The sequence below is a fragment of the Streptomyces sp. Ru73 genome (assembly GCF_002920575.1).
In the GTDB taxonomy this organism is placed as follows: Bacteria; Actinomycetota; Actinomycetes; order Streptomycetales; family Streptomycetaceae; genus Streptomyces.
On record NZ_PQSQ01000110.1, the window covers coordinates 1 to 24,039 of the forward strand.

The 24,039-nt window shown below is 73.3% G+C and carries 26 protein-coding genes and 2 pseudogenes; 15 read left to right on the forward strand and 13 right to left on the reverse strand.

Annotation, left to right across the window (positions count from 1 at the left end):
- Together C3486_RS31440 and C3486_RS31445 are read left to right on the forward strand one after the other, a co-directional pair.
- Window positions 1-643, forward strand: a 643-nt coding sequence (locus C3486_RS31440; RefSeq protein WP_181138758.1) for a fibronectin type III-like domain-contianing protein, incomplete at its 5' end; no start/stop codon positions are given.
- A gap of 123 nt (window positions 644-766) precedes the next feature.
- A complete protein-coding gene (locus C3486_RS31445) occupies window positions 767-1,576 on the forward strand; it encodes a thioesterase family protein (protein ID WP_103836266.1) in 810 nt (269 codons plus the stop codon).
- Window positions 1,577-1,652: 76 nt separating this feature from the next.
- Here C3486_RS31445 and C3486_RS31450 read toward each other — a convergent pair whose 3' ends face one another.
- From C3486_RS31450 to C3486_RS31460, 3 genes are all read right to left on the reverse strand, one after another.
- Entirely contained in the window at window positions 1,653-2,069 is a 417-nt protein-coding gene (locus tag C3486_RS31450; protein WP_103836267.1) for a hypothetical protein, read from the reverse strand.
- Between the two features lie 101 nt (window positions 2,070-2,170).
- A complete protein-coding gene (locus tag C3486_RS31455) occupies window positions 2,171-2,551 on the reverse strand; it encodes a VOC family protein (RefSeq protein WP_103836268.1) in 381 nt (126 codons plus the stop codon).
- 171 nt (window positions 2,552-2,722) lie between these two features.
- A complete protein-coding gene (locus tag C3486_RS31460) occupies window positions 2,723-3,328 on the reverse strand; it encodes a helix-turn-helix domain-containing protein (RefSeq protein ID WP_103836269.1) in 606 nt (201 codons plus the stop codon).
- A gap of 83 nt (window positions 3,329-3,411) precedes the next feature.
- Here C3486_RS31460 and C3486_RS31465 point away from each other — a divergent pair, with 83 nt between their 5' ends.
- Together C3486_RS31465 and C3486_RS31470 are read left to right on the forward strand one after the other, a co-directional pair.
- Window positions 3,412-4,458 (forward strand): NAD(P)/FAD-dependent oxidoreductase, encoded by a 1,047-nt coding sequence (locus tag C3486_RS31465; protein ID WP_103836283.1) that lies wholly within the window; start codon window positions 3,412-3,414, stop codon window positions 4,456-4,458.
- Window positions 4,455-5,210 (forward strand): bifunctional 2-polyprenyl-6-hydroxyphenol methylase/3-demethylubiquinol 3-O-methyltransferase UbiG, encoded by a 756-nt coding sequence (locus C3486_RS31470; protein WP_258053101.1) that lies wholly within the window; start codon window positions 4,455-4,457, stop codon window positions 5,208-5,210. Before C3486_RS31465 ends, C3486_RS31470 begins: the two co-directional genes overlap by 4 nt.
- Before the next feature lie 195 nt (window positions 5,211-5,405).
- Here the strand turns inward: C3486_RS31470 and C3486_RS31475 are convergent, their stop codons facing one another.
- The 3 genes and pseudogenes from C3486_RS31475 to C3486_RS31485 form a co-directional block, all read right to left on the reverse strand.
- Window positions 5,406-5,603: a hypothetical protein gene (locus tag C3486_RS31475; protein WP_103836270.1), complete on the reverse strand. Its 198-nt coding sequence runs from the start codon at window positions 5,601-5,603 to the stop codon at window positions 5,406-5,408.
- A gap of 138 nt (window positions 5,604-5,741) precedes the next feature.
- A pseudogene (locus C3486_RS31480) lies at window positions 5,742-6,317 on the reverse strand (cytochrome P450); the annotation flags it as partial.
- An 81-nt stretch (window positions 6,318-6,398) separates the two neighbouring features.
- Window positions 6,399-7,067, reverse strand: a complete 669-nt coding sequence (locus C3486_RS31485; RefSeq protein WP_103836285.1) for a TetR/AcrR family transcriptional regulator — start codon at window positions 7,065-7,067, stop codon at window positions 6,399-6,401.
- Window positions 7,068-7,215: 148 nt separating this feature from the next.
- On the opposite strand from C3486_RS31485, the gene C3486_RS31490 reads away from it, so the two are divergent.
- The 7 genes from C3486_RS31490 to C3486_RS31520 all read left to right on the forward strand — a co-directional run bounded on the left by C3486_RS31490 (window position 7,216) and on the right by C3486_RS31520 (window position 13,453).
- Window positions 7,216-7,878 (forward strand): RNA polymerase sigma factor, encoded by a 663-nt coding sequence (locus C3486_RS31490; RefSeq protein ID WP_258053105.1) that lies wholly within the window; start codon window positions 7,216-7,218, stop codon window positions 7,876-7,878.
- Entirely contained in the window at window positions 7,875-8,960 is a 1,086-nt protein-coding gene (locus C3486_RS31495) for a CU044_5270 family protein (RefSeq protein ID WP_258053102.1), read from the forward strand. Before C3486_RS31490 ends, C3486_RS31495 begins: the two co-directional genes overlap by 4 nt.
- A 358-nt stretch (window positions 8,961-9,318) precedes the next feature.
- Window positions 9,319-10,191 (forward strand): STAS domain-containing protein, encoded by an 873-nt coding sequence (locus tag C3486_RS31500; protein WP_103836272.1) that lies wholly within the window; start codon window positions 9,319-9,321, stop codon window positions 10,189-10,191.
- Window positions 10,188-10,598 (forward strand): STAS domain-containing protein, encoded by a 411-nt coding sequence (locus C3486_RS31505; RefSeq protein ID WP_103836273.1) that lies wholly within the window; start codon window positions 10,188-10,190, stop codon window positions 10,596-10,598. The genes C3486_RS31500 and C3486_RS31505 overlap by 4 nt, the downstream gene beginning before the upstream one ends.
- Entirely contained in the window at window positions 10,582-11,061 is a 480-nt protein-coding gene (locus tag C3486_RS31510; RefSeq protein ID WP_374936947.1) for an anti-sigma regulatory factor, read from the forward strand. The genes C3486_RS31505 and C3486_RS31510 overlap by 17 nt, the downstream gene beginning before the upstream one ends.
- A complete protein-coding gene (locus C3486_RS31515) occupies window positions 11,058-12,074 on the forward strand; it encodes a SpoIIE family protein phosphatase (protein ID WP_258053103.1) in 1,017 nt (338 codons plus the stop codon). The genes C3486_RS31510 and C3486_RS31515 overlap by 4 nt, the downstream gene beginning before the upstream one ends.
- A complete protein-coding gene (locus C3486_RS31520; RefSeq protein WP_103836274.1) occupies window positions 12,071-13,453 on the forward strand; it encodes a PP2C family protein-serine/threonine phosphatase in 1,383 nt (460 codons plus the stop codon). Before C3486_RS31515 ends, C3486_RS31520 begins: the two co-directional genes overlap by 4 nt.
- Window positions 13,454-13,490: 37 nt before the next feature.
- On the opposite strand, the gene C3486_RS31525 is transcribed toward C3486_RS31520, so the two are convergent.
- Window positions 13,491-13,883, reverse strand: coding sequence for an STAS domain-containing protein (locus C3486_RS31525; RefSeq protein ID WP_103836275.1), 393 nt, complete (start codon window positions 13,881-13,883; stop codon window positions 13,491-13,493).
- A 370-nt stretch (window positions 13,884-14,253) separates the two neighbouring features.
- On the opposite strand from C3486_RS31525, the gene C3486_RS31530 reads away from it, so the two are divergent.
- Entirely contained in the window at window positions 14,254-14,628 is a 375-nt protein-coding gene (locus C3486_RS31530; protein ID WP_103836276.1) for an ATP-binding protein, read from the forward strand.
- A 112-nt stretch (window positions 14,629-14,740) separates the two neighbouring features.
- On the forward strand, window positions 14,741-16,090 hold the full coding sequence (locus C3486_RS31535) for an erythromycin esterase family protein (protein WP_103836288.1): 1,350 nt from the start codon (window positions 14,741-14,743) through the stop codon (window positions 16,088-16,090).
- Between the two features lie 40 nt (window positions 16,091-16,130).
- On the opposite strand, the gene C3486_RS31540 is transcribed toward C3486_RS31535, so the two are convergent.
- Window positions 16,131-16,745: a CGNR zinc finger domain-containing protein gene (locus tag C3486_RS31540; RefSeq protein WP_103836277.1), complete on the reverse strand. Its 615-nt coding sequence runs from the start codon at window positions 16,743-16,745 to the stop codon at window positions 16,131-16,133.
- 166 nt (window positions 16,746-16,911) lie between these two features.
- On the opposite strand from C3486_RS31540, the gene C3486_RS31545 reads away from it, so the two are divergent.
- Complete coding sequence (locus C3486_RS31545; RefSeq protein WP_258053104.1) at window positions 16,912-17,898, forward strand: alpha/beta fold hydrolase; 987 nt, start codon at window positions 16,912-16,914, stop codon at window positions 17,896-17,898.
- A 72-nt stretch (window positions 17,899-17,970) separates the two neighbouring features.
- Here the strand turns inward: C3486_RS31545 and C3486_RS31550 are convergent, their stop codons facing one another.
- The 4 genes and pseudogenes from C3486_RS31550 to C3486_RS31565 form a co-directional block, all read right to left on the reverse strand.
- Window positions 17,971-18,738, reverse strand: a complete 768-nt coding sequence (locus C3486_RS31550) for an SDR family NAD(P)-dependent oxidoreductase (RefSeq protein ID WP_103836279.1) — start codon at window positions 18,736-18,738, stop codon at window positions 17,971-17,973.
- Window positions 18,735-20,441 (reverse strand): PQQ-binding-like beta-propeller repeat protein, encoded by a 1,707-nt coding sequence (locus C3486_RS31555; protein WP_103836280.1) that lies wholly within the window; start codon window positions 20,439-20,441, stop codon window positions 18,735-18,737. Before C3486_RS31555 ends, C3486_RS31550 begins: the two co-directional genes overlap by 4 nt.
- Before the next feature lie 10 nt (window positions 20,442-20,451).
- Window positions 20,452-22,287 carry an NAD(P)/FAD-dependent oxidoreductase gene (locus C3486_RS31560; protein ID WP_103836281.1) on the reverse strand — a complete coding sequence of 612 codons (1,836 nt, stop codon included), beginning with the start codon at window positions 22,285-22,287 and terminating at the stop codon, window positions 20,452-20,454.
- 45 nt (window positions 22,288-22,332) lie between these two features.
- A pseudogene (locus C3486_RS31565) lies at window positions 22,333-22,809 on the reverse strand (MFS transporter); the annotation flags it as partial.
- A 307-nt stretch (window positions 22,810-23,116) separates the two neighbouring features.
- On the opposite strand from C3486_RS31565, the gene C3486_RS31570 reads away from it, so the two are divergent.
- Window positions 23,117-23,572, forward strand: a complete 456-nt coding sequence (locus C3486_RS31570) for a MarR family winged helix-turn-helix transcriptional regulator (RefSeq protein WP_103836282.1) — start codon at window positions 23,117-23,119, stop codon at window positions 23,570-23,572.
- A gap of 37 nt (window positions 23,573-23,609) precedes the next feature.
- Here C3486_RS31570 and C3486_RS31575 read toward each other — a convergent pair.
- Window positions 23,610-24,039, reverse strand: a 430-nt coding sequence (locus C3486_RS31575) for a GntR family transcriptional regulator (protein ID WP_146075098.1), incomplete at its 5' end; no start/stop codon positions are given.

Sequence of the window (24,039 nt, forward strand, 5' to 3'; positions counted from 1 at the left end):
GGTGGCGGCGGTGCTGCTCGGCTGGTTCCCCGGCCAGGAGGCCGGTGCGGCGCTCGCGGACGTCCTCCTCGGCGCCGAGGAGCCCGGCGGGCGGCTGCCCACCACGTGGCCGGCCCGGCTGGCCGACGCGCCCGTCACCCGCGTCACCCCGGAGAACGGCCGACTCCCGTACGAGGAAGGCGTCTTCATCGGCTACCGCGCCTGGCAGCGGGCGGGCGCCGTGCCCGCGTACTGTTTCGGCCACGGTCTGGGATACACCGACTGGGAGTACGAGTCGGCCACGTACGCGCCCGCCGCGGACGGGCACGGAGACGCGGACGGGGCCGGTGCGGAGCTGGGTACGGTCACCGTACGGGTGCGCAACACCGGCGACCGCCCCGGCCGCGAGGTGGTCCAGGTCTACCTCGCCGTGCCGGACGGCGACACCGTCGAACGGCCGGTCCGCCGGCTCGCGGGCTTCGCCACCGTCACGGCGGCCCCCGGCGAGACCGCCGAGGCGCGCGTGGCCCTGGACCGCCGCGCCGCGCAGATCTGGGACGAGGACACGTACGGCTGGCGGCTGGTGCCCGGCACGTACACGGCCGAGACCGGCCGTTCGCTCGACGACATCCGGTTGCGGAACCGCGTCCCGGTCACCGGCTGACCTGCCGCCGCCGACCCGTCACCCGCCGTCCGGGCCCGGCGGCGGGCACCGTGTCCAGCGCCGCCGTCTACATTGTCCTTGGCAGTACCATCGATCTTCGCCAGCCCGCCGAGGAGTGACCCGTTGAACGCCAGCGCACCGGCCCCGGACAGCTATTTCGAGCGCATCGACGAGCACCGGTACAAGCCGACCGCTCACGTCGGCGGCGCCTGGGACCCGGACGAACAGCACTTCAGCCCGCTCGGCGGGCTGGTCGTGCACGCCATCGACCAGTACCTGGCCGGCCGCCCCGACACCGGCATGGTCCTCGGCCGGATCAGCTTCGACATCCTCGGGCGCCTCGCCACCGACGAGTGCGAGATCCGGGTGGAGACCGTCCGGCCCGGCCGCACCATCGAACTGATCGAGGCGACGGTGCTCATAGCGGGCCGCCCGGTGGTACGCGCCCGCGCCTGGCTGCTCACCGCGCTGGACACCGCGGCCGTCGCGGGCGGCGGCGCCGACCGGCTCACCCCGCCCGAGGAGCTGGAGCCCTGGCACATGGCCGGGGTCTGGCCCGGCGGCTACATCGCCACCCTCGACGTCCGGCCGGTCGCCCCGCCGCGGCCCGGCCGGACCACCGCCTGGGTCGCCACCGGGGTCGACCTCGTCGCGGGCGAGCCGGCGAGCCCCCTGGCCTCGTACGTCGCCCTGGTCGACACCGCCAACGGCATCGCCGTCCGGCAGTCGCCCGACCAGTGGATGTTCCCCAACGTCGACCTGACCATCCACCTGCACCGGCAGCCCGAGGGCCGCTGGACGGGCCTGGACACGACCGTCGTCTTCGGCCCCACCGGACAGGGCATCACCAGCACCGTCCTGCACGACACCACGGGCCCGGTCGGCCACGCCCAGCAGATCCTCACCGTCCGCCCGCAGCCGCCGGCGGACTGACCACGCGGGTCGCGCCGGGGGCCTGGTGGGCCTCCGGCGGCCGGTACGGGGCTGCGCCTGATCGCCGGTACGGGGTCTACGTCTCGGCGATCTCGCGCCGCAGCTGCTGGGTGAAGCGGCGGAGGAGATCCAGCGTCTCCCTGTGCTCGGCCCTGCGGTCGTCCCTGCCCTCGCTGGGCCGGGAACTCCAGACCCGGCGCGCGAGGGCATCGGCGAGATCGACGGTGTCGTCGGCGCACAGGAGGTAGAGGGCCGACCGGGCTTCCTGCATCCGGCCCGCCAGCTCGTTGCCCCCGGCGCCGTCGTCACTCACCCGGGTGTCCCGCAGGTAGTCGATGAGCTGGGCCACCGCGGTGTTGAAGCCGACCCCGGCCTTCAGCTTCTGCTCGCGCAGCCACATACGGTCCTGCCGGCGCGCGGTGAACCACGCCCCGAACACGGCCCCTACGAGACCGAAACCCGCCCCGATGGCCACGGACAGCACATTCTCCACGGACAGCTCCCCCCGACGCCCAGCTGCCGGCAGGCTACCGAAGCATCGGGGGGGGCGCAGGTGCCCGCACACAGCTGCCCGCAGGCCCGGGCGCAGACCCGTCAGAGCGGGCTGAGACGGGCCTTGAGCAGGCAGAACTCATTGCCCTCGGGGTCGGCGAGGACATGCCACTGCTCCTCGCCCGTCTGACCGATGTCGGCCCGGCGCGCCCCGAGCTTCAGCAGGCGTTCGAGCTCGGCGTCCTGATCGCGGTCGGTGGCGTTGACGTCGATGTGCAGCCGGGACTTGCCCGGCTCCGGCTCGTCCCGGCGGCTGAGGATGATCGTCGGCTGCGGGCCGCCGAACCCCTCCCGCGGCCCGATCTCGAGGGTGCCGTCGTCTTCGCGGTCCAGCACCACGAAGTCCAGGACCTCGCACCAGAACCGCGCCAGCACCTCGGGTTCGCGGCAACCGAGTACGAGCTCACTGATACGACATGCCATGGACGAAACCTGCTCTCAGCGTGGGAACTACGGCCGCGCGCGGAGCCATTGGGCCCGCGCGGTGAAAACACGATCGAGACCGTACCCGGCGAAGTGAGCGGGTGCCACGGTTTTTTACGGTCCTGACCTCACCCGGCGCCCGCAACGGCGACCGAACCCACCGCACACGCCCTAACCGGCCCGTTCGGCGGACTCCTTCGGCTTCGGGCGGGCGCGGAGGTGGGCCCGTTCGCCCTGCTTGCCGAAGAGGCTCAGGAACTCGACCGGTTCGGCGTCGGCGGCGCCGAACCAGTGCGGTACGCGGGTGTCGAACTCGGCCGCCTCGCCCGGCGCGAGCACCAGGTCGTGCTCGCCGAGGACGAGCCGCAGACGGCCGTTGAGGACGTAGAGCCATTCGTAGCCCTCGTGCGTCTGCGGAGTGGGCTCCCGGCGCGTGCCGTCGGCCGGGATGATGAGCTTGTACGCCTGGATGCCGCCGGCCCGGCGGGTCAGCGGCAGCATGGTCATGCCGTGCGCGGTGACGGGGCGCAGGTGGATGCGCGGGTCCCCGGTGGGCGGGGCGTCGACGAGCTCGTCGAGCGTGACGCCGTGCGCCTTGGCGAGGGGCAGCAGCAGCTCGAGGTTGGGGCGGCGGTCGCCGGACTCCAGCCGGGACAGGGTGCTCACCGAGATGCCGGTCGCCGCCGACAGGTCGGTCAGGGTGATCTCGCGCTGCTTGCGCAGGGCGCGGAGGCGGGGGCCGACTGCTTCCAGTACCTGGTCGAGGTCGTGGTCCATGCCTTCCAGATTGCCATACCGGCAAAGATGTTTGCGGGTTTGTCGGAGGGTGCCGCATCGTCGTCGTGAAGGAGGTGGTCACGATGACCGATGAGCTGAGCAGCAGCTGTGATGTGGTGGTCGTCGGCGGTGGCGCCGCCGGCCTGAGCGGGGCGTTGATGCTGGCCAGGGCGCGGCGGTCGGTGGTGGTGATCGACGCGGGCGCACCGCGCAACGCCCCCGCCGACGGGGTGCACGGCCTGCTGGGCCGCGAGGGGATGCCGCCGGCCGAACTGCTGGAGCGCGGCCGGGCCGAGGTCGGCGAGTACGGCGGCCGGGTGGTGACCGGAGAGGTCGCCGCGGTGGAACGGGACGCGGCCGGGCTGGCCGTCACGCTGGCCGACGGCCGCGCTGTCCGGGCGCGCCGGCTGCTGGTGACCGCCGGAGTGGTGGACGAGCTGCCGGACGTGCCGGGGCTGCGGGAGCGCTGGGGCAAGGACGTACTGCACTGTCCGTACTGCCACGGCTGGGAGGTCCGCGACCGGGCCATCGGCGTACTGGCCGTCGGCCCCATGGCGGTGCACCAGGCGCAGATGTTCCGGCAGTGGAGCGCCGACGTCACACTCTTCACCCACACCTCCGAGCCGCCGGCCGGCGAGCAGGCGGAGCAGCTGGCGGCACGCGGCATCCGGGTGGTGACCGGCGAGGTGGCGGCCGTGGAGACGGCCGGTGACCGGCTGGCGGGGGTGCGGCTGGCCGACGGCACGGTCGTCGCCCGGGAGGCGCTGGCGGTCGCGCCGCGGATGGTGGCGCGTGCCGGATTCCTGGCCGGGCTGGGACTGCGGCCTGCGGAACACCCCTCGGGGGCCGGTGAGTACCTGCCCGTCGACGCGGCCGGCCGTACCGAGGCTCCGGGCGTATGGGCGGCGGGCAACGTCACCGATCCGGTGGCCCAGGTCGGTGCGGCGGCCGCGGCGGGCGCTGCGGCGGCAGCGCAGATCAACGCCGACCTGATCGCCGAGGAGACGCGGCGGGCGGTCGCCGCGTACCGCGACCCGTTCGCGCCCGGGACCGAGGCGCGCGTCTGCGAACTGGTGGCGGGCGACCGCCGCCACGGCCTGAACGACATGGAGAGGAACCGGGCATCGTGACCGAGGAACCGAGCGCTGTGAACGAGGGATCGACCACTGCGGCTGGGGAACCGTTCGCCGCGGCCGGGGAACCGACCATTGCGGCTGGGAAACCGGGCACCGCGACCGGGGAACCGGCCGCCCCGCACGGCGAGTTCGGCAAGGAGTACTGGGAGGAGCGATACCGCGGCCACGGCGATGCCGGGCTGCGGCCGCCCAACCCGCACCTCGTGGCGGAGGCCGGGGAGCTGCCACCCGGTACGGCGCTGGACGCGGGCTGCGGCGAGGGCGCCGAAGCACGCTGGCTCGCCTCGCGCGGCTGGCGGGTGACCGCGGTGGACATCGCCGCCGGTGCGCTGGACCGGGCCCGGCGGCAGGCGGCGGCGTGCGGTGCCGAGGTGGCCGGCCGGATCGAGTGGCGGGAGGCCGACCTCACCGGCTGGGTCCCGCCCGAGGGCCGCTTCGACCTGGTCACCACCCACTACGTGCACACCGCGGGTGCGCCGCACGAGCTGTTCGGCCGGCTGGCCGCCGCGGTCGCGCCGGGCGGCACCCTGCTCGTCGTCTCCCACGACCCGTCGGGTCACGGCACCGACGGGACGCACGACGCGCCGGGCGAGGTGCACCTCACCGCGGCGGAGGTGGCGGCCGGCCTGGACCCGGACCACTGGGACGTCCTCGTCGCCGAGGCGAGGACGCGTACGGCCACCGGCCACGGCGGCCGTGAGGTCACCCTGCGGGACGCCGTACTGCGCGCCCGCAAGCGCCCCTGACCTGCGCTCATACTCACCGGAAGTCGTCCGGCTTCAGCGGGCGCCCGCTGGGCACGGGCGCTCGCCGGGCACGGGCGTCTCGTCTCCGAGGCGAGCGAGACGTCGTGACGGGCGGGGTACCGGCGGGGGCGACCCGCCGGCACCCCGCCGTGCGCGTGCCGGAGTGCCGGTGTCCGCGCGGGCGGCCGGGGCGGCTCAGTGGCCGAGGCGGGCGCGGTTCACGGAGTACGCGGACTGGTAGAGGACGGCGGTCAGCGGCGCGGCCGTGACCGCTTTGCCGGCGGCGGGGCCGGAGTGCGTGGTGGCGGTGCCGGCGAGCCTGAGCGAGCTGCCGGCCGCGACGGCCACGGCGATCGCAGCGGTACGGCGGATGCGGAGGATGAGTGAGGTCATGCTGCGTCAATCTCCTTAACGGACGGCACTCCTGGGGAAGAGCGCCATGACACAACTTAGCTTAGGCTTACCTAAGTAATGCCTTCTCGCGGGTGTGGCACGCGCCACAATCGGCTGGGTCGGGCCGGGGGAGCGGGGTCACCAGGTGACGGGCAGCTCGTACACGCCGTAGACGGAACCGTCGTGCTTGAACGGGATGTCCGCCAGACCGGCCGCGAGGCGCAGCGTGGGGATGCGCCGGTAGCGGGTGCCGTGGACGACCTGCAGTTCCATGCGGGCCAGGTTCTGGCCCAGGCACTGGCGCACGCCGAGGCCGAACGCCACGTGGTGCCGGGCGTCGCGGTGGATGTCGAGCCGGTCGGGGTCGGGGAAGACCTCAGGGTCGCGGTTGCCGATGTCGTTGGCGAGGATCAGCCCCTCACCGGCCCGCACCAACTGCCCGCCGACCTCGATGTCGGCCGTGGCCACCCGGCGGCGGCCGCTGTGGGTGATGTGCAGGTACCACAGCAGCTCCTCGACGGCGCCCGCGATGAGCTTCGGGTCGTCCGTGGCACGCAACTCATCGAGCTGCGCGGGGTGTTCGAGCAGCGCGAGCGTGCCGAGGGCGATCATGTTCGCGGTCGTCTCGTGCCCGGCGATCAGCAGCAGCACCCCCATCCGGGCCGCTTCCTGCCGGGTCGGCTCGCCCGCCGAGACGCGTTCCGCGAGCCCGGAGTGTGTGGGGCGGGGGCCGTTGAGCGCCGCAGGGCGCGGAGCGGCGTACCGCGGCGCCGTGCGGACGTGCGTCAGGGGCGGTCAAGGGCGCGGTGTGACGGGCGCGCGCCGGATGCCGGTGATGGCGTCGATGAGCCCGTCGGCGTATTCCGGCCAGGTGGACCGGGTGGTGTGGGTGTTCTCGGTGAGCGCGCGTTCCCGTTCGGCGAGCATGTGCATCAGCAAGTGCCGGGCCATTTCGCCGCGTTCGATCCGTACGGGCAGCGGCAGGTCGGGGATGCACCGGTTGAGACCGTCGAGGGTCTGCTGGACCGGCGGCCCGAACGTCTCCTCGGTCATGACCTCGCGGAGTACCGGATCGGTCATCATCTGCGTGGCGAACCGCGCGAACCACGTGGGGCTGCCCAGCTCGGCCAGGTGGTCGGTGCTGGGGCGCACCAGACGGGCCACCCAGTCCCGTACGTCCAACGAGTCGCCGGTCTCCGCCGGCATCTCCCGGCGCAGTTCCTCGATGTGTGCGGCGTGCTTGCGGACGATCGCCCGCAGCAGGTCGGTCTTGGTGCCGAAGTGGTAGCCGACGGCAGCGTTGTTGCCCTGTCCTGCGGCCTCGCTGATCTGCCGGTTGGAGACGGCGAACACCCCGTGCTCGGCGAACATCCGCTCGGCGACGGTGAGGATCGCCTCCCTCGTCCCCTCGGCCCGTCCGGACCGTGCCGTCCTGCCGGCCCTCGCGGTCCGGTGCGACGGGATGCCCGGAGAGCGCGCCGTGCGGCGCCAGGTAGAAAGGGGCACCGGGCCGCCTTCCGGAAGCACCCGGGGAGCGTGGTCCAGATCACTGGAACGGCTCGGGGTCCGCGAACAGGTAACGGGTGTGAAGCAATCAGAGCACGCGGACGCGCTGCGCCGACGGATCCGGGCCGGGGACCGTCAGGCGTTCGCCGACCTGTACGACGAGCACGCACGGGCGGTCTACCACCACGCGCTGCGGCTGACCGGCGACTGGTCGGACGCCGAAGAGATCATGTCCGACACCTTCCTGACCGCCTGGTCCACCCGCGAGCGCGTCCTTCCGGACGGCGGCTCGCTCCGGCCCTGGCTGCTGGGCATCGCGACGCACAAGGCCCACAACGCCCACCGCAGCCTGCGCCGGCGGCTCGCCTTCCTCGCCCGCACCCCGGCCCCGCCCCCGGTGGACGACTTCGCCGACGAGACGGCAGGCCGGATCGACGACGCCCGCCGGCTCGCCGCCGTCCAGGCCGCGTTGCACCGGCTGCGCCGGCCGGAACGCGAGGTGCTGGCCCTGTGCGTGTGGTCGGGACTGGACTACGCGCAGGCCGCCGAGGCGCTCGACATCCCGGTGGGCACGGTGCGTTCGCGCCTGTCGCGCGCCCGCGAGCGGCTGAGCCGGCTCAGTACGGAGCACACCGCAGCCGGCCCGGCGCGGCAGCCGGGTCGGCAGCCGGACCGGAACGCGCGCAGCACGGAACCGCGGCGGGCCCGCGGAGAGGTAACAAGCAGGGCCGCGTTCGCGTCCCTGCCCGCCGAGGAGGAAACCCCGTGACCGACGCCACCCCCCGTCCCGGCCACGACCGGGACGCGATCGAGGAACTGGCCGAGCTGCTGCCGGCCCCGGCGAACCGGGACCTCCCGACGGAGCGCCACCTCCACCACAAGGACATCCTGATGCGACAGATCGACCGTGACCGGGCCCGCGACCGCACCCCCGCCCGCCGCCGGGTGCTGCGCCCGGCCGTGCTGGCACCGGTGACGGCGCTGGCCCTGGCCGGAGCGCTGACCGTGGGCCTCGCCGTGGCGGGCGAGGGCGGCACCGGCGCGAAGGCCGTGCCCCAGGCACAGGGCACCGCCGCCGCGCACGGGGCGACGGCCCTGCTGGGCCGGATCTCCGAGGTCGCCCTCGCGACCGGCACCACACCCGTACGGGACGACCAGTTCGTGTACGTGAAGAGCAAGGGCCGCAACGGTGACCAGACGAGCGGCAAGGTGGTCACCGGCCCGCTGGAGGACCGGGAGGTCTGGCTGTCGCAGCGCCCGGGCCCGGTCAAGAGGCTCGGCGTCATCCGCGAGCACGGCGAGACCCTGCCGATCAACCCCGAACTGGGCGACGAGAACGGCACCGAGCCGGGCCTCCACCGGCCCACGTACCGCTTCCTGGCCTCGCTCCCGACCGACCCCGACGCGCTGCTGAAGTACCTCTACGCCCACACCACCGAGACCGCCGGCAAGGAGCGGGACCAGGCCGTCTTCCAGACGATCGGCTCCCTGGTCTCCGAGCAGATCGTGCCGCCGAAGCAGGCCGCCGCGCTGTACCGGGCGGCCGCCCGGATCCCGGGCGTCACCGAGGCGCCGCGGGCGCACGACGCCATCGGCCGGCACGGCGTCGGCATCGCCCGTACCGACACCCGGTACGGCGAGCGGGCGGAGTGGGTCTTCGACGCCGACGACCTCTCCTTCCTGGGCTCCCGCACCTACCTGACCGAGGACGGCCCGCTCGGCAAGGCCGGCACCCTGCTGTCCAGCGCGGCCGTACTGGAGCGCGCGGTGGTGGACAAGAGCGGCGCGGAGCCCACCGCGGCGCAGGTCCGGACGGGCACGACCGAGCAGCCGGAGACCCGGAAGGGCTGAGCCGCACCGCACGGAACGGCGAGCGGTCACCCGGACCGGTGGGACGAGGCCGCCGGACCGGGTGACGGTCGCCACATCTGCCGTCCCGGGGACCGGAATTCCCCCTGTCGTCAGGGGCCGGGACCGGCCACTCGAAATTCGTCCGGAACAACAGGTGAGGAATGCGTTGCAGGGGGTACTGGGGTGCGGCTGCCAGTACTTGGCCGACGGCGGGGCAGCGCTGGTGGATCTTTGCGTGCTTAACTGCGCTCGGTAAGATTTGCCGGGCCGACAGAGCTCGGGAAGGTGACGTCCGGTCGCGGTCGAGCACCTCCCGGGGCCCACCGGGAAACGCCGTTGACCTGGAAGGATCGTGGTTTTGAGTTCCACCGAGACCGGCGTGCGCGAGCTTGTCGCCGGTGCGTTGGAGACAGCGGCCGACGACATCGCCGACCGCTGGGTGCAGCTGCAGCTGACGCGGACGGCGTCGGAGGCCGGGCTGGGCGAGGGCGAGTTGCGCGAGGAGGCCGACGGCCTCATCGGCGCGCTCACCGCGGGCCTGAAGAGCGACGTGGCCGTGGATCGCGTGGTCGCGTCCCACCAGGACCTGCGCCGCGCCGTGTCCGAGTTCTCCATGCGCAGGGCCCGCAAGGGCGCGGCTCCGACCGCGACGTCCATGGCGGTGCTCAGCCTCAAGGAAGCACTGCTCGCGGCCGTGCAGCGGCGGACGCACGACGGCGACGAGCTGTTCGAGGCAGCGCTGTTGATCAACCAGCTGCTCGACGGCGCCGGTGCGCTCTGCTTCGAGACGTACGTCGAAGGGCGCGAGGAGATCATCCGCCGGCAGAGCAGGCAGCTGCTGGAGGTCTCCACGCCGGTGGTCCGCCTCTGGCGGCAGGTGCTCGCGGTGCCGCTGATCGGCACCCTGGACACCGCCCGCACCCAAGTGGTCATGGAGAACCTCCTCCAGGCCATCCAGGAGCACGAGGCGCGGATCGCCATCATCGACATCACCGGTGTCCCCACGGTGGACACCGCGGTCGCCCAGCACCTCATGCACACGGTGAACGCGGTACGCCTGATGGGCGCCGACTGCGTGATCAGCGGCATCCGGCCGCCCATCGCGCAGACCATCGCCCAGCTGGGCATCGACCTGTCGACCATCCTCACCCGTGCCACGCTCGCCGACGCGCTCTCCGCGGCGATCGAGCTGCGGGACGCCCCCGCGGCGACCGAGCTGGCGGAGCGATGAGCGTGCCTGCCTCGACCGGTGTACCCATCCTGCGCCTCGGCGACGTCCTGGTCACGGGGCTGCTCAACGAGCTCGACGACAAGGCGGCCGTCGCCTTCGCGGACGAGCTGACCGAGCGGATCTCCTCCGACCGGGCGCGCGGAGTGCTGATCGACATCTCCCGCCTGGAGATCATCGACTCCTACGTGGCGCGCATGCTCATGGAGCTGACCACCATGTCCCGGCTCCTGGGTGCCAGGGTCATAGTGGCGGGCATGCAGCCCCCCGTCGCCATCACCCTGGTCGAGCTCGGCCTCCAGCTGACCGGCGTGGAGACCGCGCTCAACGCCGAACAGGGCCTCGCGGCCCTGGGCTGGCACCGAAGTCCTCAGGCACCCGAGGGAGTCTTGCGTGACGCCCATAGGTGAACTGCACGCCACCGTCGCCGAGTTCACGGACGCCGGCCCGGACGCGGTCACCGACGGCACCGAGGGGCCGTCGGTGTACCCCGTCGAGAGCGAGGAGGACCTGCTGGCCGTACGGCACGCCGTACGCGCCGCCACCATCCGCGCGGGTTTCGGCATCGTGGACCAGACGCGGGTGGTGACGGCCGCCAGTGAGCTGGCCCGCAACGCCTACATCCACGGCGGGGGCGGCACCCTGACCATCGAGTACCCGGTGCGCCCCGACAAGAAGGGGCTGCGGCTGGTCGTCCGGGACCGGGGGCCGGGCATCGCCGACCTCGACACCGCGCTGACCGACGGCTACACCACGGGTGCCGGGCTGGGCCACGGTCTGGGCGGCGCGCGCCGGCTGATGGACGAGTTCGAGGTGGACACCGCGGAAGGCCGTGGCACGACCGTCGTGGCCACACGGTGGGCGAGCCGTTGACCGACGTCTCCGTCCCGCCCACCACCGCCATCCGCATCGACCACTACAGCGCCGTGCACATGGCGGCCCAGGCCGCCGGACAGCTCGCCGAGCGGTGCGGCCTGTCCGGCGCGCTGCCGCACCAGGCCGCGGTCGTCGCGTCGGAGCTGGGCAGCAACCTCGCCAAGCACGCCACGGACGGCGCCCTGTACCTCCAGGAACTGCCCGCGGGCGGCGGCATGGAGGTCCTCGCGGCCGACCGCGGCCCCGGCATGCCCGAACTGGAACAGTGCCTCGCCGACGGCTACAGCACCACCGGCACGCTCGGCGCCGGCCTGGGGGCCGTGAGCCGGATAGCGACCCACTTCAGCATCCGCAGCGGCTCCGCCGACGGCACGCTGGCCTGCGCCCGGCTCTGCGCGCCGGAGCGGCGCCCGGCCTGCGGCGACGGTGTGGGCGCGGTGTGCCTGCCCGCCGAGGGCGAGCAGGAGAGCGGGGACGGCTGCACGGTCGTCGACACCGAGGACTTCCGTACCGCGATCGTCGTCGACGGGCTGGGCCACGGGCCGGCCGCCGCCGAGGCCGCGCAGACCGCGCTGCGCGCCTTCCGGCGGGTACCGGAAGCCCCGCTGCCGGACGTCCTCACCACCGTCCACCGCGCGCTGCGGCGGACCCGCGGTGCCGCGGTCGGCCTGCTGCGCCTGCACGAGGAGCACGGCGAGTACTGCGGTGTCGGCAACATCCGGGTCCTGGTGCTCGGCCCCGACGGCGTCCACCACCGGCTCACCGGCCGGCCCGGCATCGCGGGGCTGCAACTGCCCGCAGCCTCCCGGGTCAGCGACCTCCCGCTGGGCCCCGACGGCATCGCGGTGCTGCACACGGACGGCATCAACCACCGCTGGAGCCAGGCGCCCCCGCTCTTCACCCTGAGGCTGCCGCCGCCCCTGCTGGCCGCCTCCCTCGCGCACGGACACCGGATCACCCGCGACGACGCGACCGTACTGGCCGCCACCTCCCGACAGAGAATGCCGTGACCCCGCAGACCTTCCACACCCTGCCCGCGCTCCGCGGCGCGGTGCGCCGGCTCGGTGACGCCCACCAGCTGCCCATCGAGACCCGCGCCAGGCTGGTCCTCGCCATATCGGCGGTGGCGCAGCAGGAGTTCCAGGCGGGCGGCTACACCGTCCTGGAGACGCTGCCCGCGCCGCAGAGCACCGGGCCGGGCCCGCTGACCGTCGTGCTGCGCGCCCCGCTCAAGCGGTGCATGCTGCCCACCTCGGGTCTGCCGCTGCCCGCGCAGGTGACCGCCGACGGCGCCGCCGTCTGGCATGTGACGCCCGGCGCGCACGACGGCCCCGGCATCCCGGCCCAGGCCCCCGCGGCGGGCGACGGTCACGGCAACGGGGCGCGGCCCGCGGCCGGGGACGGCCCGTCCGTACCCCGGCAGGCCGAGGACCGGCAGGCCGAGGACCGGCAGGCCGAGGACCGGCAGGCCGCGCGGCCGGACGGCACGCGGCAGGTGCCGGTGCCCTCGGCGGAGGCCGCCGCGCTGGAGGAGGAGCTGCGTGCCGCGCTCGCCCACCTCGACGCCGTCACCGCCGAGCACCAGCGCCTCAAGCACGAGCTCGCGGAGACCAACAGCGGTGTGCTGGCGCTCTACGTCCAGCTCGAGGAGCGCGACGAGCAGCTGCGCAACGCGCACGGCAAGATCCTGCGCGAGCTGGAGGACGCGCTGCGGCCGTCCCCCATCACCGTCGACGGCCTCGAACTGGCGGTGCACTACGCGCCGGCGGAGGCCGCGGCGCCGACCGGCGGCGACTTCTACGACTGGTTCGTGCTGCCCGACGGAACCGTGCACATCACCGTCGTGGACGCCCTCGGGCACGGCGTACGCAGCACCAAGAGCGCCCTGAACGTCACCCATGCCGTCCGCACGCTGGCCCTCGAAGGCCATCCGCTGCACTTCATCGTCGAACGCGTCAACGAAGTGCTCGCGCCCTTCGACCCCGAGCTGATGGCGACGGTGCTGCTGGCGAGGATCGAGCCGAAGAGCGGCCGGGTGCAGCTGGCCAACGGCAGCCACCCGCCGGCCCTGGTGATGCGCGCGGACGGCACGGGGGAGTACCAGGAGGTGCGCGGCCGGGGCATCGGCTTCCCGGCGCCGGGCAGCGAGAAGGTACGGGAGACCCGCCTCGAAGCGGGCGATCTCCTGATGCTCTACACCGACGGCCTGACCGAGAGCCGGCGCGACCCGCTGGAGGGCGAACGCCGGCTCATCGAGAGCGCCCGCCGCCACCGCTACCGGCCGATCGACGAGATTCCCGGCGCGCTCGCCGAGGACATGCACCGGGTCATACTGCACTCCGACGACACGCTCGCGCTCGCCGTACGCGTGGTCGCGCCCGGGAACTGAACGGTGCGGCCCCCGGCGGCGCCGGGGGCCGCAGGTGTCACTGGCCCTGCGGGGCGGCCGGGGCTTCGGCGGTGGCCGCCAGGGCGTCCGCCACGGTCGCGTAGACCGGGCTCGTCGCGCTCAGCCCGGTCAGCTCCAGCAGCCGGCTCACGGCGGGCGTGGGCGCGGCCACGTAGAGGTTGCCGGAGACCTGGCGGGCCTCCCGGGTGGCGCGCAGCAGGACGTTCAGGCCCATGGAGTCCATGAAGTCCAGGGCGGCCAGGTCCAGCACCAGGTGGCGGCGCCCGTGGTGGAGCTGGTTGACCAGGTGGTGGTGGAGCAGCGTCGCCGAGTCGAGGTCCAGCTCCCCGCCGACCGTGACGACGGCGGTGTCGGGGCTGCGGACCTCGACCTCGACCTCGACGTTCAGTGCTTCGTTGTCGGTGGACACGAGCGCGGTACCTCCTGTGGGGTGAGTCCGGTGACGGCCGGTCGGCTCGGCCGGTCCCCGGTCACGTTGTGCTGACGGTTCCCTTCATGACGTACTGCCCCGAACGGAGCAGTTAAACATCAAAGGCCCCAACGGATCCGAGGTCACTTCCGGCCCGTACCCGCGGGCCGCGGCGGCTGCCCGCGGCATGTGCCGCCGGGTCAGTTCCGGTATGGGCGGTGTGAGAGCCGCCACTGTGGGCACCAGCACCTCCGAGCGATGGCGTCGCGGAGGTCATGGGCGGGGAAAAACCCGTACCATGCGAAAAGTGTGCGCAAGCTTCCGCCGCGCCCACAGCGGGAGACCGGTGCAGACCGGAGGAACGAACGGGATGATCACGAGTTCGCAGGAGGCCGACGTCTCACAGGCCAGGGCTGCCACGGCCGCCTTCCTGGCGGAGCAATGCCCATGGGCCGACCGGGACGCGGTGGTGCTCGTCGTCTCCGAGCTCATCGCCAATGCCGAGCGGCACGCGGCGGGTTGGTGGCGGCTGAACGTCTCCGTACGGCACGGGTCCCTGGTGGTGGAGCTGCACGACGCGAGCGAGGCGTCGCCCGTGGCCCGGCAGGGCGACCTCGGCGGCGCGGGCGGCCACGGCTGGCACATCATCGAGCGGCTGGCCACGACGGTGGAGGTCGTGCAGCGGCCGGGCGGCAAGGCGGTCTGCGCCCGCTGGGAGCCGGCCGACGCCGCCCTGTGCGCCTAGGCCCGTACGCCGGGCATCCCTGAGAGCCAGGGCTGACGGGTAGGGCAGTCCCCACCGGGACCCGGAGGCGTACGGGATGGCCGCCGGCGCGGCGGCCGGACAGCCTGACGGCATGACACGCAGACGTACGGCTCTCCTCCTGCTCGCCCTGTCGCTCTGCCTCGCGGCCGTGACGGCCGCTGCCCCGCCGCCCACGACCGAGGGGCCGGTCCTCGCGGAGCTGGACCAGCGGGCCCGGCCGCTGCGTACCACCGCACCGTACGGAGAGCTGCGGGACCTGCGGCCGCTCGGCCGGATGGTGGGCGACGCCCGGGTCGTGGGGCTGGGGGAGGCCACGCACAACTCGCACGAGTTCTTCACCATGAAGCACCGCGTCCTGCGGTACCTGGTGACGGAGAAGGGCTTCCGCACGTTCGCGCTGGAGGCGAGCTGGAGCACCGGCCGGCGGCTGGACGCGTACCTGCTGACCGGCCGCGGCGATCCGCGGCGGATCATGGCCGAGGAGTTCCAGGACACCTATCTGTGGTGGAACAACGCCGAGTACCTGGCGCTGATCCGGTGGATGCGCGGCTACAACGTCCGCCACCCGCACGACCCGCTGCGCTTCATGGGCGACGACTTCGGCTACGCCGGACCCGAGCTGTACGACACGGTGACCCGGTACGTCGCACGGACCCGCCCGGACCTGCTGCCCCGCTTCACCGCGCTCTACCGCGGCCTGCGGCCGACCACCTCCGCAGGCGCCACCATGCGCGACTACCTGAAGCTGCCCCTGGCCGACCGCAAGGAACGGGCCGCCCGGACCACCCGCGCCCTGCGGCTGCTCACCCGCAGCGCCACACCCGCTGAGCGGCGTACGGAGCGGTACGCCTGGACCGTGCAGCACGCGACGGCCCTGGACCAGACGGCCCGCGGCTACGCCTTCGATTTCGACGACCCGCGGCAGGTCGCCGCGGCCATGCGCTACCGCGACCGGCTGATGACCGACAACGTGGTGTGGTGGCAGCGCCGTACCGGCGACAAGATCCTGCTCTCCGCACACGACGCGCACGTCGCCTACGAGACCTCCGACCCGGCGAACTACCCGAAGATGCAGGGCGCCTTCCTGCGCGACCGGCTCGGCGCCGGCTATCTGAGCATCGGGCAGACCTTCGACCGGGGCGCGTTCAACGCCTCGGCGCCCAGTGGCGAGACCCGCGTCGTCCGGCTCGGCCCCGCGCGGCCCGGCAGCAACGAGCACCTGCTCGACCGGGTGCGGTACCGCGACTTCCTGGTGGACCTGCGCACGCTCCCGCACGCCGCGCGCTCCTGGCTGAGCACCCCGCGCCCCACCCGCAGCATCGGCACGGCGTACCCCGAGCCGGAGCACGCCGTCGCCCTCGCGCGGTGGCACGACCTCGTGGTCCACGTGCACCGGGTGCGCGCCGCCGGCCTGTGCACCGGAGCGTGCGCACGGCGCTGACTCCTCGGCCGTACCCCTCCGCGTCCGGGCGGCCGGCCCGTCAGTCGCCCGGCGCCTCGGCCGGTTCCTGTTCGCGCGCGCGGCGGCGCTGCCGGGAGGCGCGGAGGTTGGCGGCGTTGCCGCAGCCGCGGGTGGAGTGCCAGACCCCGCTGTTGTTGCGCGAGCGGTCGTAGAACGCACCGCCGCACTTCTCGTTGCGGCAGATCTTCAGCCGCTGCCAGGTCCCGGTGGCCTGTGCCAGCAGCGCCTCGCCCAGGACGGCGGAGGTGAGCCAGTGCCCGCCCGCGCCCTCGGGCTCGGCGGTCAGTGTGGCGTCGCCGTGCAGGCTGACCCGGAGCAGGCACGAGGTGAAGCGGACCGGCTCGCCGTCCGCCGCTTCGTGCCGGGCGGTCAGCGCGCGCCGCAGCTGCTCGCGCAGTGCGCGCAGGTGCGGCAGGTCCTCCTCGGTGAGCGTCAGCCGCACCCGGGCCCGGCCCGTGCCCTCGGCCCAGGAGCGCAGCGCCGCCGCGGCCCACTCCTGTGCGGCGGTCACCTCGCCCAGCAGGTCGGGGCGGCGCGGCCGGCCGCCGGACGCGGTGTTCAGCAGATCCTGGACGAGGCCGAGGCCGCCGGGCACGGCGGTGGGGTAGTAGCGCTCGGTGGCCGGCCAGTTCATGCGCCCATGGTACGTGATCAGAGGTGACGTAACCCAAAGGTTTACGCCCCTGTCATTGTCCTGCTTGATACCGCGTGACAGGCTGCTGCGACAGGAGCGTAGGCTCTTGCTCATGTCGTCCGGGGCAGGCCCGGACCGTACTGCCCAGACGTACGCTGGAGGACGCGTGACTGCCGAGATCGAGCACCGCTTCGTCAAGGTCAACGGGGTCGAGCTGCACATCGCCGAGCAGGGTGAGGGGCCGCTGGTCGTCCTCCTGCACGGCTTCCCGGAGAGCTGGTACTCCTGGCGCCACCAGTTCGGCCCGCTGGCCGCCGCCGGGTACCGGGTCGTCGCGCCCGACCAGCGCGGCTACGCCCGCAGTGAGCAGCCCGCCGACGCCGACGCGTACAGCCTGCTGCACCTCACCGGGGACGTGACCGCCCTGATCCACGCGCTGGGCGAGGAGCGCGCCGTGGTCGTCGGCCACGACTGGGGCGCGCCGGTCGCCTGGACCACCGCGATGCTCCGCCCGGACGTCGTACGCGGCGTCGCCGGGCTCAGCGTCCCGCCGGTCCTGCCCGCCGGGATGGCGCCGCCGTCGGTCACCCGGCAGCAGTACGGCGACCGCTACTACCAGGTCTACTTCCAGCAGCCGGGCGTCGCGGACGCCGAGCTGGCCAGGGACCTGCCCTCGACCTTCCGCCGGATGCTGTTCAACGGCTCGGGCGACAACCCCGCCAACAAGACGCCGCGCCCCTGGATCGTCCCCGAGGGCGCCCCGCTGCTCGGCACGGGGCCGGACCCGGAGCTGCCGTCCTGGCTCACCGAGGAGGACATCGACACCTTCGCGCGCGACTACGCGCACCACGGGGAGCGTGCCTTCACCGGGCCCCTCAACTGGTACCGCAACATCGGGCGCAACAACGAACTCCTCGCGGTCTTCCGCGGCCGGGGGATCGACGTCCCGGCGCTGTACGTCGCCGGCGACCGCGACATGGTCACCTCCCTGCACGGCATCGACCGGGTCATCGACTCGCTCGACACCGTCGCGCCGAAGCTGCACCGCAAGGTGACGCTCCCGGGCTGCGGCCACTGGACCCAGCAGGAGCGCCCCGAGGAGGTCAACGAGGCGCTGCTGGACTTCCTCGCCCACCTGCCGGCGGAGGACTGATCCGCGCTCGCCGGCGAACGGGCCGTGCCGCGCGAACTCCCCGCGCGGCACGGCCCGTTGGAGCCTTCCGGCTCAGACGGCCGACCAGCCGTCGTCCACCGGCAGCACGGCGCCGTTGACGAAGGCGGCCGCGTCGGACGCCAGGAAGAGGATGGCGTCGGCCTGTTCCTCCGCGCTGCCCATCCGGCCGATGTTCGCGCCGATCAACTGGCCGACCACGGCGGGGCCGTGCGCGTCGGGCGCCGCGTCCACGGCGATGCCGGTGGCCGTCGGGCCCGGCGCTATCGCGTTGGCCCGTATGCCCTGCTTCCGGTACATCACCGCGAGGTTCTTCACCAGGCCGACCACGCCGTGCTTCGACGCGGTGTAGGCAGCGCCCGCCGCGCCGCCGCACAGCCCCGCCTCGGAGGCCGTGAAGACGATCGCGCCGCGCCCGGCGTCCAGCATGTGCGGCAGTGCCGCCCGCGTCAGCAGGAACGGCGCGGTCAGGTTGACGCGCAGCACGCGCTCCCACTCCGCGTCCCCGGTCTCGCCCAGCGCGGACATCCGGTCCATGATCCCGGCGTTGTTCACCAGCACGTCCAGCCCGCCGAAGGCCGCCACGGCCCGCTCGACGACCGTGTCCACCACCTGCTGGTCGCCGAGGTCACCGGCGACCGCGAGCGCGGTGCCGCCGGCCTTCCCGATCTCGCGGACGACGTCCTCGGCGCCCTCCTCGTTCAGGTCGGCGGCCAGCACCCGGGCGCCCGCCGCCGCGAACTTCAGGGCAGCCGCCCGGCCGATGCCGGACGCCGCACCGGTGACGACGACACCACGCCCTGCCAGATCCTCGTACGTCATGGGGTTTCCTCTCCGCCGGGGACACCGGCACGGTGAACGGTGGCGCCTGCTTCGCGGGGCGACAGGCGCAGTACGGTGCCCTCTCCGTTGGCCGAGAGGAGCAGGCAGCCGCCGGGGGCCGCGGTGAGCCCGGCGAACGGCCGCGGCACGCCGGGCATGCCGTGCGTGAACAGTGCGGGCTCGGTCCGCTGCCCGGTGCCCGGCGGCAGCCCGACCGGCAGGTCCGCCGCCTCCACGCGCCGCTCCCCGGTGGTGAGCGACAGGGCCAGCAGCCGCCGCGCCCCGGTCTCCACGACGAACAGTTCGTCGCCCAGCACCGTGATCCCCTGCGGGGCGTCGAGCCCGTCCGCCACGGTGACGGCCCGTCCGTCGTCGATCCGCAGGACCGCCCCGCGCCGCTCGTCACTGACGTAACAGCGCTCCTCGGCGTCGAACGCCAGGTCAACGGGGCCGTCCAGGCCCTCGGCGAGCACGGTGACGGCGTCCTCCGCTGCGACGGTGTCCTCCGCGCAGGTGGTGTCGTCCGCGCCGATGGCGACGATCCGCCCGGCGTCCGTCTCGGCCACGACGAGCGTACCGTCCCGCCGTACGGCGATGCCCGTGGGCCGGCGCAGCCCACCGGCCCGTACCCGGGTGGTGCCCGCCGCCGGGTCGTAGCTGGTGACCTCGCCGTACTGGGAGGTGAGGTGCAGCAGCCCGGCATGGGCGGCGATGCCGTGCGCGAACGGCCGCAGGACGTGCGTGGCCACGTCGCTGGTGTCCGCCGCCGCACGGCTCTCGGGCCCGGCCACCCGGTAGTGGTCGGCCGCGTACACCGTGCCGCCCAGGTCGACGGTCACCCCGAACGGCCCGTCGAGGCCGCGGGGCACGATCTCCCGCGTCCGGCCGTCGGGGTGCAGCTCGGTGATGCCGCCGGTCGCGAAGCTGGAGACGAACATCCGGTTCTCCGCGTCGAACGCCGCGTTGTCCAGCCCCACGAGTCCGCTGGTGACCACGGTCCGGGAGCCGGTGCCGTGCAGGTCGATACGGGTCACGAGGCCGGCCGGGCCGCGGGACAGCACCATCAGCACGCCGCCCAGGTCGAAGCGGACCGCGACCGGTTCGTGCACGTCCTCGGCGACCAGCTCGGGCGCGCCGCCGTCCGGCGGGATGCGCCAGACCTGGCCCGTCACCATGTGCGGGTAGTACAGATGGCCGTCCGGGCCCAGCTGCATCGCGTTGCCCAGCGCCAGCCCCTCGGTGAGCACCTTCGGGGCCTCGCCGCTGCCGGGGAACAGCTCCAGCAGCCGGCCGTTCATCCGCATCTCGTTGACGAAGAGCCGGTCGCCGACGCAAGTGATGCCGTTGGGCACCTTCACCTCGTCGGAGACCAGCGTGTACGCGCCCTGCGGACTGCGGCGCCACACCCGGCCGGGCACCAGGTCGGTGATGTACATCGAGCCGTCCGCCGCGAAGGCGAGGTCGTCCGGTGACTGCACCGGGCCGTCCATCGGCACGATCGTCTCCACGTCACCGGAGGCCGGGTCCACGGCACTGATCTGTCCGGCCAGGAACTGCGCCGCGTACAGCCGCCCGTCGGGCCCGAACGCCACCCCGTTCGAACCCCACAGCGGGCTGGGGAGGTTGAGCCGTCGTACGTCCCACCGTTCGCCCGGGACCGGCCCGGGCGCGTCCCGGCCGTACCGGCTGAGGTGTTCCGTCATCGCCCCGCCCTCAGCCCTCGTCCGGTGCGGCGTCGACGAGGACGTCCCGCAGTCCGCCGTTGGCGCGCCACTCCCGCAGCAGCGCGTGGAAGGCGACCGGGCCGTCCCCGAAGGACTCGCTGCGCTTCCTGGGCATGCCCTCGTTGTTGTAGTAGCCGGGGGTGCACTCGGCCTGGAAGGCGTACTGGTCGGGTGCCTTCTCGCGGATGGTCGCCACCCAGGCGGCCTCGGCCTCGGCGGTCGGCTCCACGTACCGGGCCCGCCGTGTGCGCGCCGCCTTGATGACCTCGGCGACATGGGTCGCCTGCTCGTCGAGGACATGCACGAAATTGACGGAACTGGCGTTCTGCAGTGGCCCGAGCTGGAAGAGGTTGGGGAAGCCGTGGCTGTAGAAGCCGTGCAGCGTGCGCGGGCCGTCCCGCCACGCCTCCGGCAGGGTGGTGCCGCCGCGGCCGTGCACCGGCAGCCGGCCGGAGGTGATGCCGGAGACCCCGACCCGGAACCCGGTGCTGAAGATGATGCAGTCGACCTCGTACGCGGTGCCGCCGGCCACCACGGCGTCCTCGGTGATCCGCTCGACGCCGTGGCTGTCGGCGGTGTCGACCAGGGTGACGTTGGGCCGGTTGAAGGTCTGCAGGTAACTGTCGCTGAACGTGGGCCGCTTGCACATGTAGCGGTACCACGGCTTGAGCAGCTCGGCGGTCGCCGGGTCCTCGACGAGCTCGTCGACCCGGGCCCGGATCCCGTTCATCTTCTGGAAGTCGGCCAGCTCGTAGGCGCGTTCCCGCTCCTCCGGCGGCAGGTCCTGGTAGCTGTCGCTCGGGATGAGCTTCTGGTGCAGACGCGCGCTGCTGGTCCAGCCGTCGTCCACCAGGTCCTCGGCCACCTGCCCGCCGGTGACGAGGGCGAGGAAGTTGTCCCTGCGGCGGCGCGTCCAGCCGGGGGAGAGGGACGCGGCCCACTGGGGGTCGGTGGGGCGGTTGCCGCGTACGTCGACCGAGGACGGCGTGCGCTGGAAGACGTACAACTGCTGGGCGTCGGCGCCGAGATGGGGCACGCACTGGACGGCGGTGGCCCCGGTGCCGATCAGTGCGACGCGCTTGTCGGCGAGCCTGTGGAGGTTGCCGTCGGCGTCGCCGCCGGTGTAGGCGTAGTCCCAGCGGCTGGTGTGGAAGGTGTGGCCGCGGAAGGTATCGATCCCGGGGATGCCGGGGAGCTTCGCCTCGCTCAGCGTGCCGCTCGCCGTGATGACGTACCGGGCCCGTATCCGGTCCTCCCGGTCGGTGCTCACCAGCCACTCGTCCGTGTCGTCGGCCCAGCGCAGCCCGGTCACCTGCGTCTGGAACACCGCGTCGCGGTAGAGGTCGAAGGTCCGGCCTATCGCCCTCGCGTGCTGCCGGATCTCCTCGCCCGGCGCGTACTTCCACTTCGGTACGTAGCCGACCTCCTCCAGCAGCGGCAGGTAGATGTAGGACTCGATGTCGCAGTGGATGCCGGGGTAGCGGTTCCAGTACCAGGTGCCGCCGAAGTCCGAGCCCTTCTCGATCACCCGTATCGACTCCACCCCCGCCTGCCGCAGCCGGGCGCCGGCGAGCAGTCCGCCGAAGCCGCCGCCGACGACGACCACGTCGACGCGGTCGTGCAGCCGCGCGCGGTCGGGCGCGGCCTCGGCGTACGGGTCCTCGTCGTAGTACCCGAACCGCCCGGCGACGGGCTGGTACTGACGGCCGCCCTCCGGGCGGATCCGGCGGTCCCGCTCGGCACGGTAGCGGGCCTTGAGCGCTTCGAGGTCGAGATCGGGCTCCTGAGGGCCGGCGGGGCCGGACGGGCTGTGGGGGTAGGACATCGGCGGTCCTGTTCCTCTCTGTAGCGGTGCTGCGGAGCGGGGCGGTCAGCCCTGCCGCGGTGCGGAGGCGAGGTGTCCGGGCGCGGTCCCGGCGGCGGGGCCGGCGCCGTCGGCCTCGGCGGTGGTGCGCGGCCCCGCGGGAATGGCGGCCGCGATGGCGACGGCGACCAGCGCGATGCCGCAGCCGGTCAGCAGGCCGGCGCGGAAGCCGCTCTCGGAGGTGAAGGTGTGGCCGCCCTGGGCGGTGGTCAGCTGCGAGAGGAGCACGCCGATCACGGCGGCGCCGACCGAGGTGCCGAGCGAACGCATGAGCGTGTTGAAGCCGTTGGCGGCGGCGGTCTCGGACACCGGGACCGCGCCCATGATGAGCGCGGGCATGGCACCGTACGCGAGGCCCACGCCACTGTTGATGACAAGGGCGAACACCAGCACGCCCCAGGCGGTGCCCATCAGCGCCAGGGCCAGGCCGTACCCGGCGGCGATCACCAGAGCGCCGCAGATCAGCGTGAACTTGCAGGATCGACGGCAGCTCCGCGAGGAGCGGGGTGACCAGCGTCTGCGTGGTCGCGGCCGTGATGCCGGCGACCGCCAGGGTGGCGACCACGCCGTGGGCACGGCCGGGGGAGCGGGGGACGTCCATCGAGGGGACTCCTTGGGGTGGTCGCGGCAGCATGGCTTGCGCGGATGGATGTGCATCGTACACGTCGCATGTATGGGCCACATGATGTGCACGATGCATCCCCGTGAGAAGATGGCAGCAAGGAGCCACCTGGAGACGCGAGGCGTCGGCGGCGCGGCAAGGAGCGGGAAGCAGGAGGCGGCGGGACGCATGGTCAGGCCGACACACGAGGTCGAGTACGAACAGATGCTGCTCAGCCGGCACACGTATCTGAACAAGCGGGGCGGACGCCACAAGGACGGCGCGCTGGAGCGCAGCGCCTACATCCTGCTCAGCCGCATCCGCATGCAGGGGCCCATGTCCATCGGCGAGCTGAGCGACGCCTTCGGGCTCGACGCCTCCACCCTGAACCGGCAGACGGCGGCGGCGATGCGTGCCGGACTCGTGGAGCGCATCCCCGACCCGGCCGGCGGAATGGCGCGCAAGTTCCGCATCACCGACAAGGGCGCCCAGATGCTCGACGAGGAACGCGAGGAAATGATCCGCATCCTCGACGACATCCTCGTGGACTGGCCCGACGAGGACATCGCCGCCTTCGCTTCCTACCTACGCCGCTTCAACACCGACATCGAACGCATCGGCGGCCGCCCCTGGCCCCGCCCGTGACGTACGGGGCGTACGGGGCGGCCTGAAGGGACTGGCCTCAGCCCTCCCGGTCCATCTCCGCCATCAGCGCCTGGTGGCTGAAGCGGACGTGCTCGCGCATCACGCGCTCGGCACCGTCGCCGTCCTTGGCGAGGATCAGCGCGAGGACGCGGTGGTGCTCGTTGTCGGACTCACTGAGGCGGCCGGGCCGGGACAGCGACGTACGCACCAGACGGGCATAGGCGAGCTGGTTCATCAGGGTGCGGTAGTGCGCCTCCAGCTTGCCGTTGTCCGCGCCCCGGACCAGTAGGTCGTGGAACTCGTGCACGAGGGCGGCGTACCGCTCGGCGTCACCGGCCCGGACCGCCTCGTCGGCGGCCCGCATGTTGGCCTCCAGCAGCTCCGTCTCGGGGACGTTGCCGCGGAAGGCCAGCAGCCGGGCGGCGGCGCCCTCCAGCAGCTCCTTCATCTGGAACAGCTCGGTCAGC

Coding starts and splice junctions, on each gene's coding strand:
- C3486_RS31560 (WP_103836281.1), bottom strand. CDS start 22,287: ATGTCCTACCCCCACAGCCCGTCCGGCCCCGCCGGCCCTCAGGAGCCC.
- C3486_RS31535 (WP_103836288.1), top strand. CDS start 14,741: ATGACACGCAGACGTACGGCTCTCCTCCTGCTCGCCCTGTCGCTCTGC.
- C3486_RS31570 (WP_103836282.1), top strand. CDS start 23,117: ATGGTCAGGCCGACACACGAGGTCGAGTACGAACAGATGCTGCTCAGC.
- C3486_RS31460 (WP_103836269.1), bottom strand. CDS start 3,328: ATGGACCACGACCTCGACCAGGTACTGGAAGCAGTCGGCCCCCGCCTC.
- C3486_RS31550 (WP_103836279.1), bottom strand. CDS start 18,738: ATGACGTACGAGGATCTGGCAGGGCGTGGTGTCGTCGTCACCGGTGCG.
- C3486_RS31540 (WP_103836277.1), bottom strand. CDS start 16,745: ATGAACTGGCCGGCCACCGAGCGCTACTACCCCACCGCCGTGCCCGGC.
- C3486_RS31555 (WP_103836280.1), bottom strand. CDS start 20,441: ATGACGGAACACCTCAGCCGGTACGGCCGGGACGCGCCCGGGCCGGTC.
- C3486_RS31475 (WP_103836270.1), bottom strand. CDS start 5,603: ATGACCTCACTCATCCTCCGCATCCGCCGTACCGCTGCGATCGCCGTG.
- C3486_RS31530 (WP_103836276.1), top strand. CDS start 14,254: ATGATCACGAGTTCGCAGGAGGCCGACGTCTCACAGGCCAGGGCTGCC.
- C3486_RS31455 (WP_103836268.1), bottom strand. CDS start 2,551: ATGGCATGTCGTATCAGTGAGCTCGTACTCGGTTGCCGCGAACCCGAG.
- C3486_RS31465 (WP_103836283.1), top strand. CDS start 3,412: ATGACCGATGAGCTGAGCAGCAGCTGTGATGTGGTGGTCGTCGGCGGT.
- C3486_RS31505 (WP_103836273.1), top strand. CDS start 10,188: ATGAGCGTGCCTGCCTCGACCGGTGTACCCATCCTGCGCCTCGGCGAC.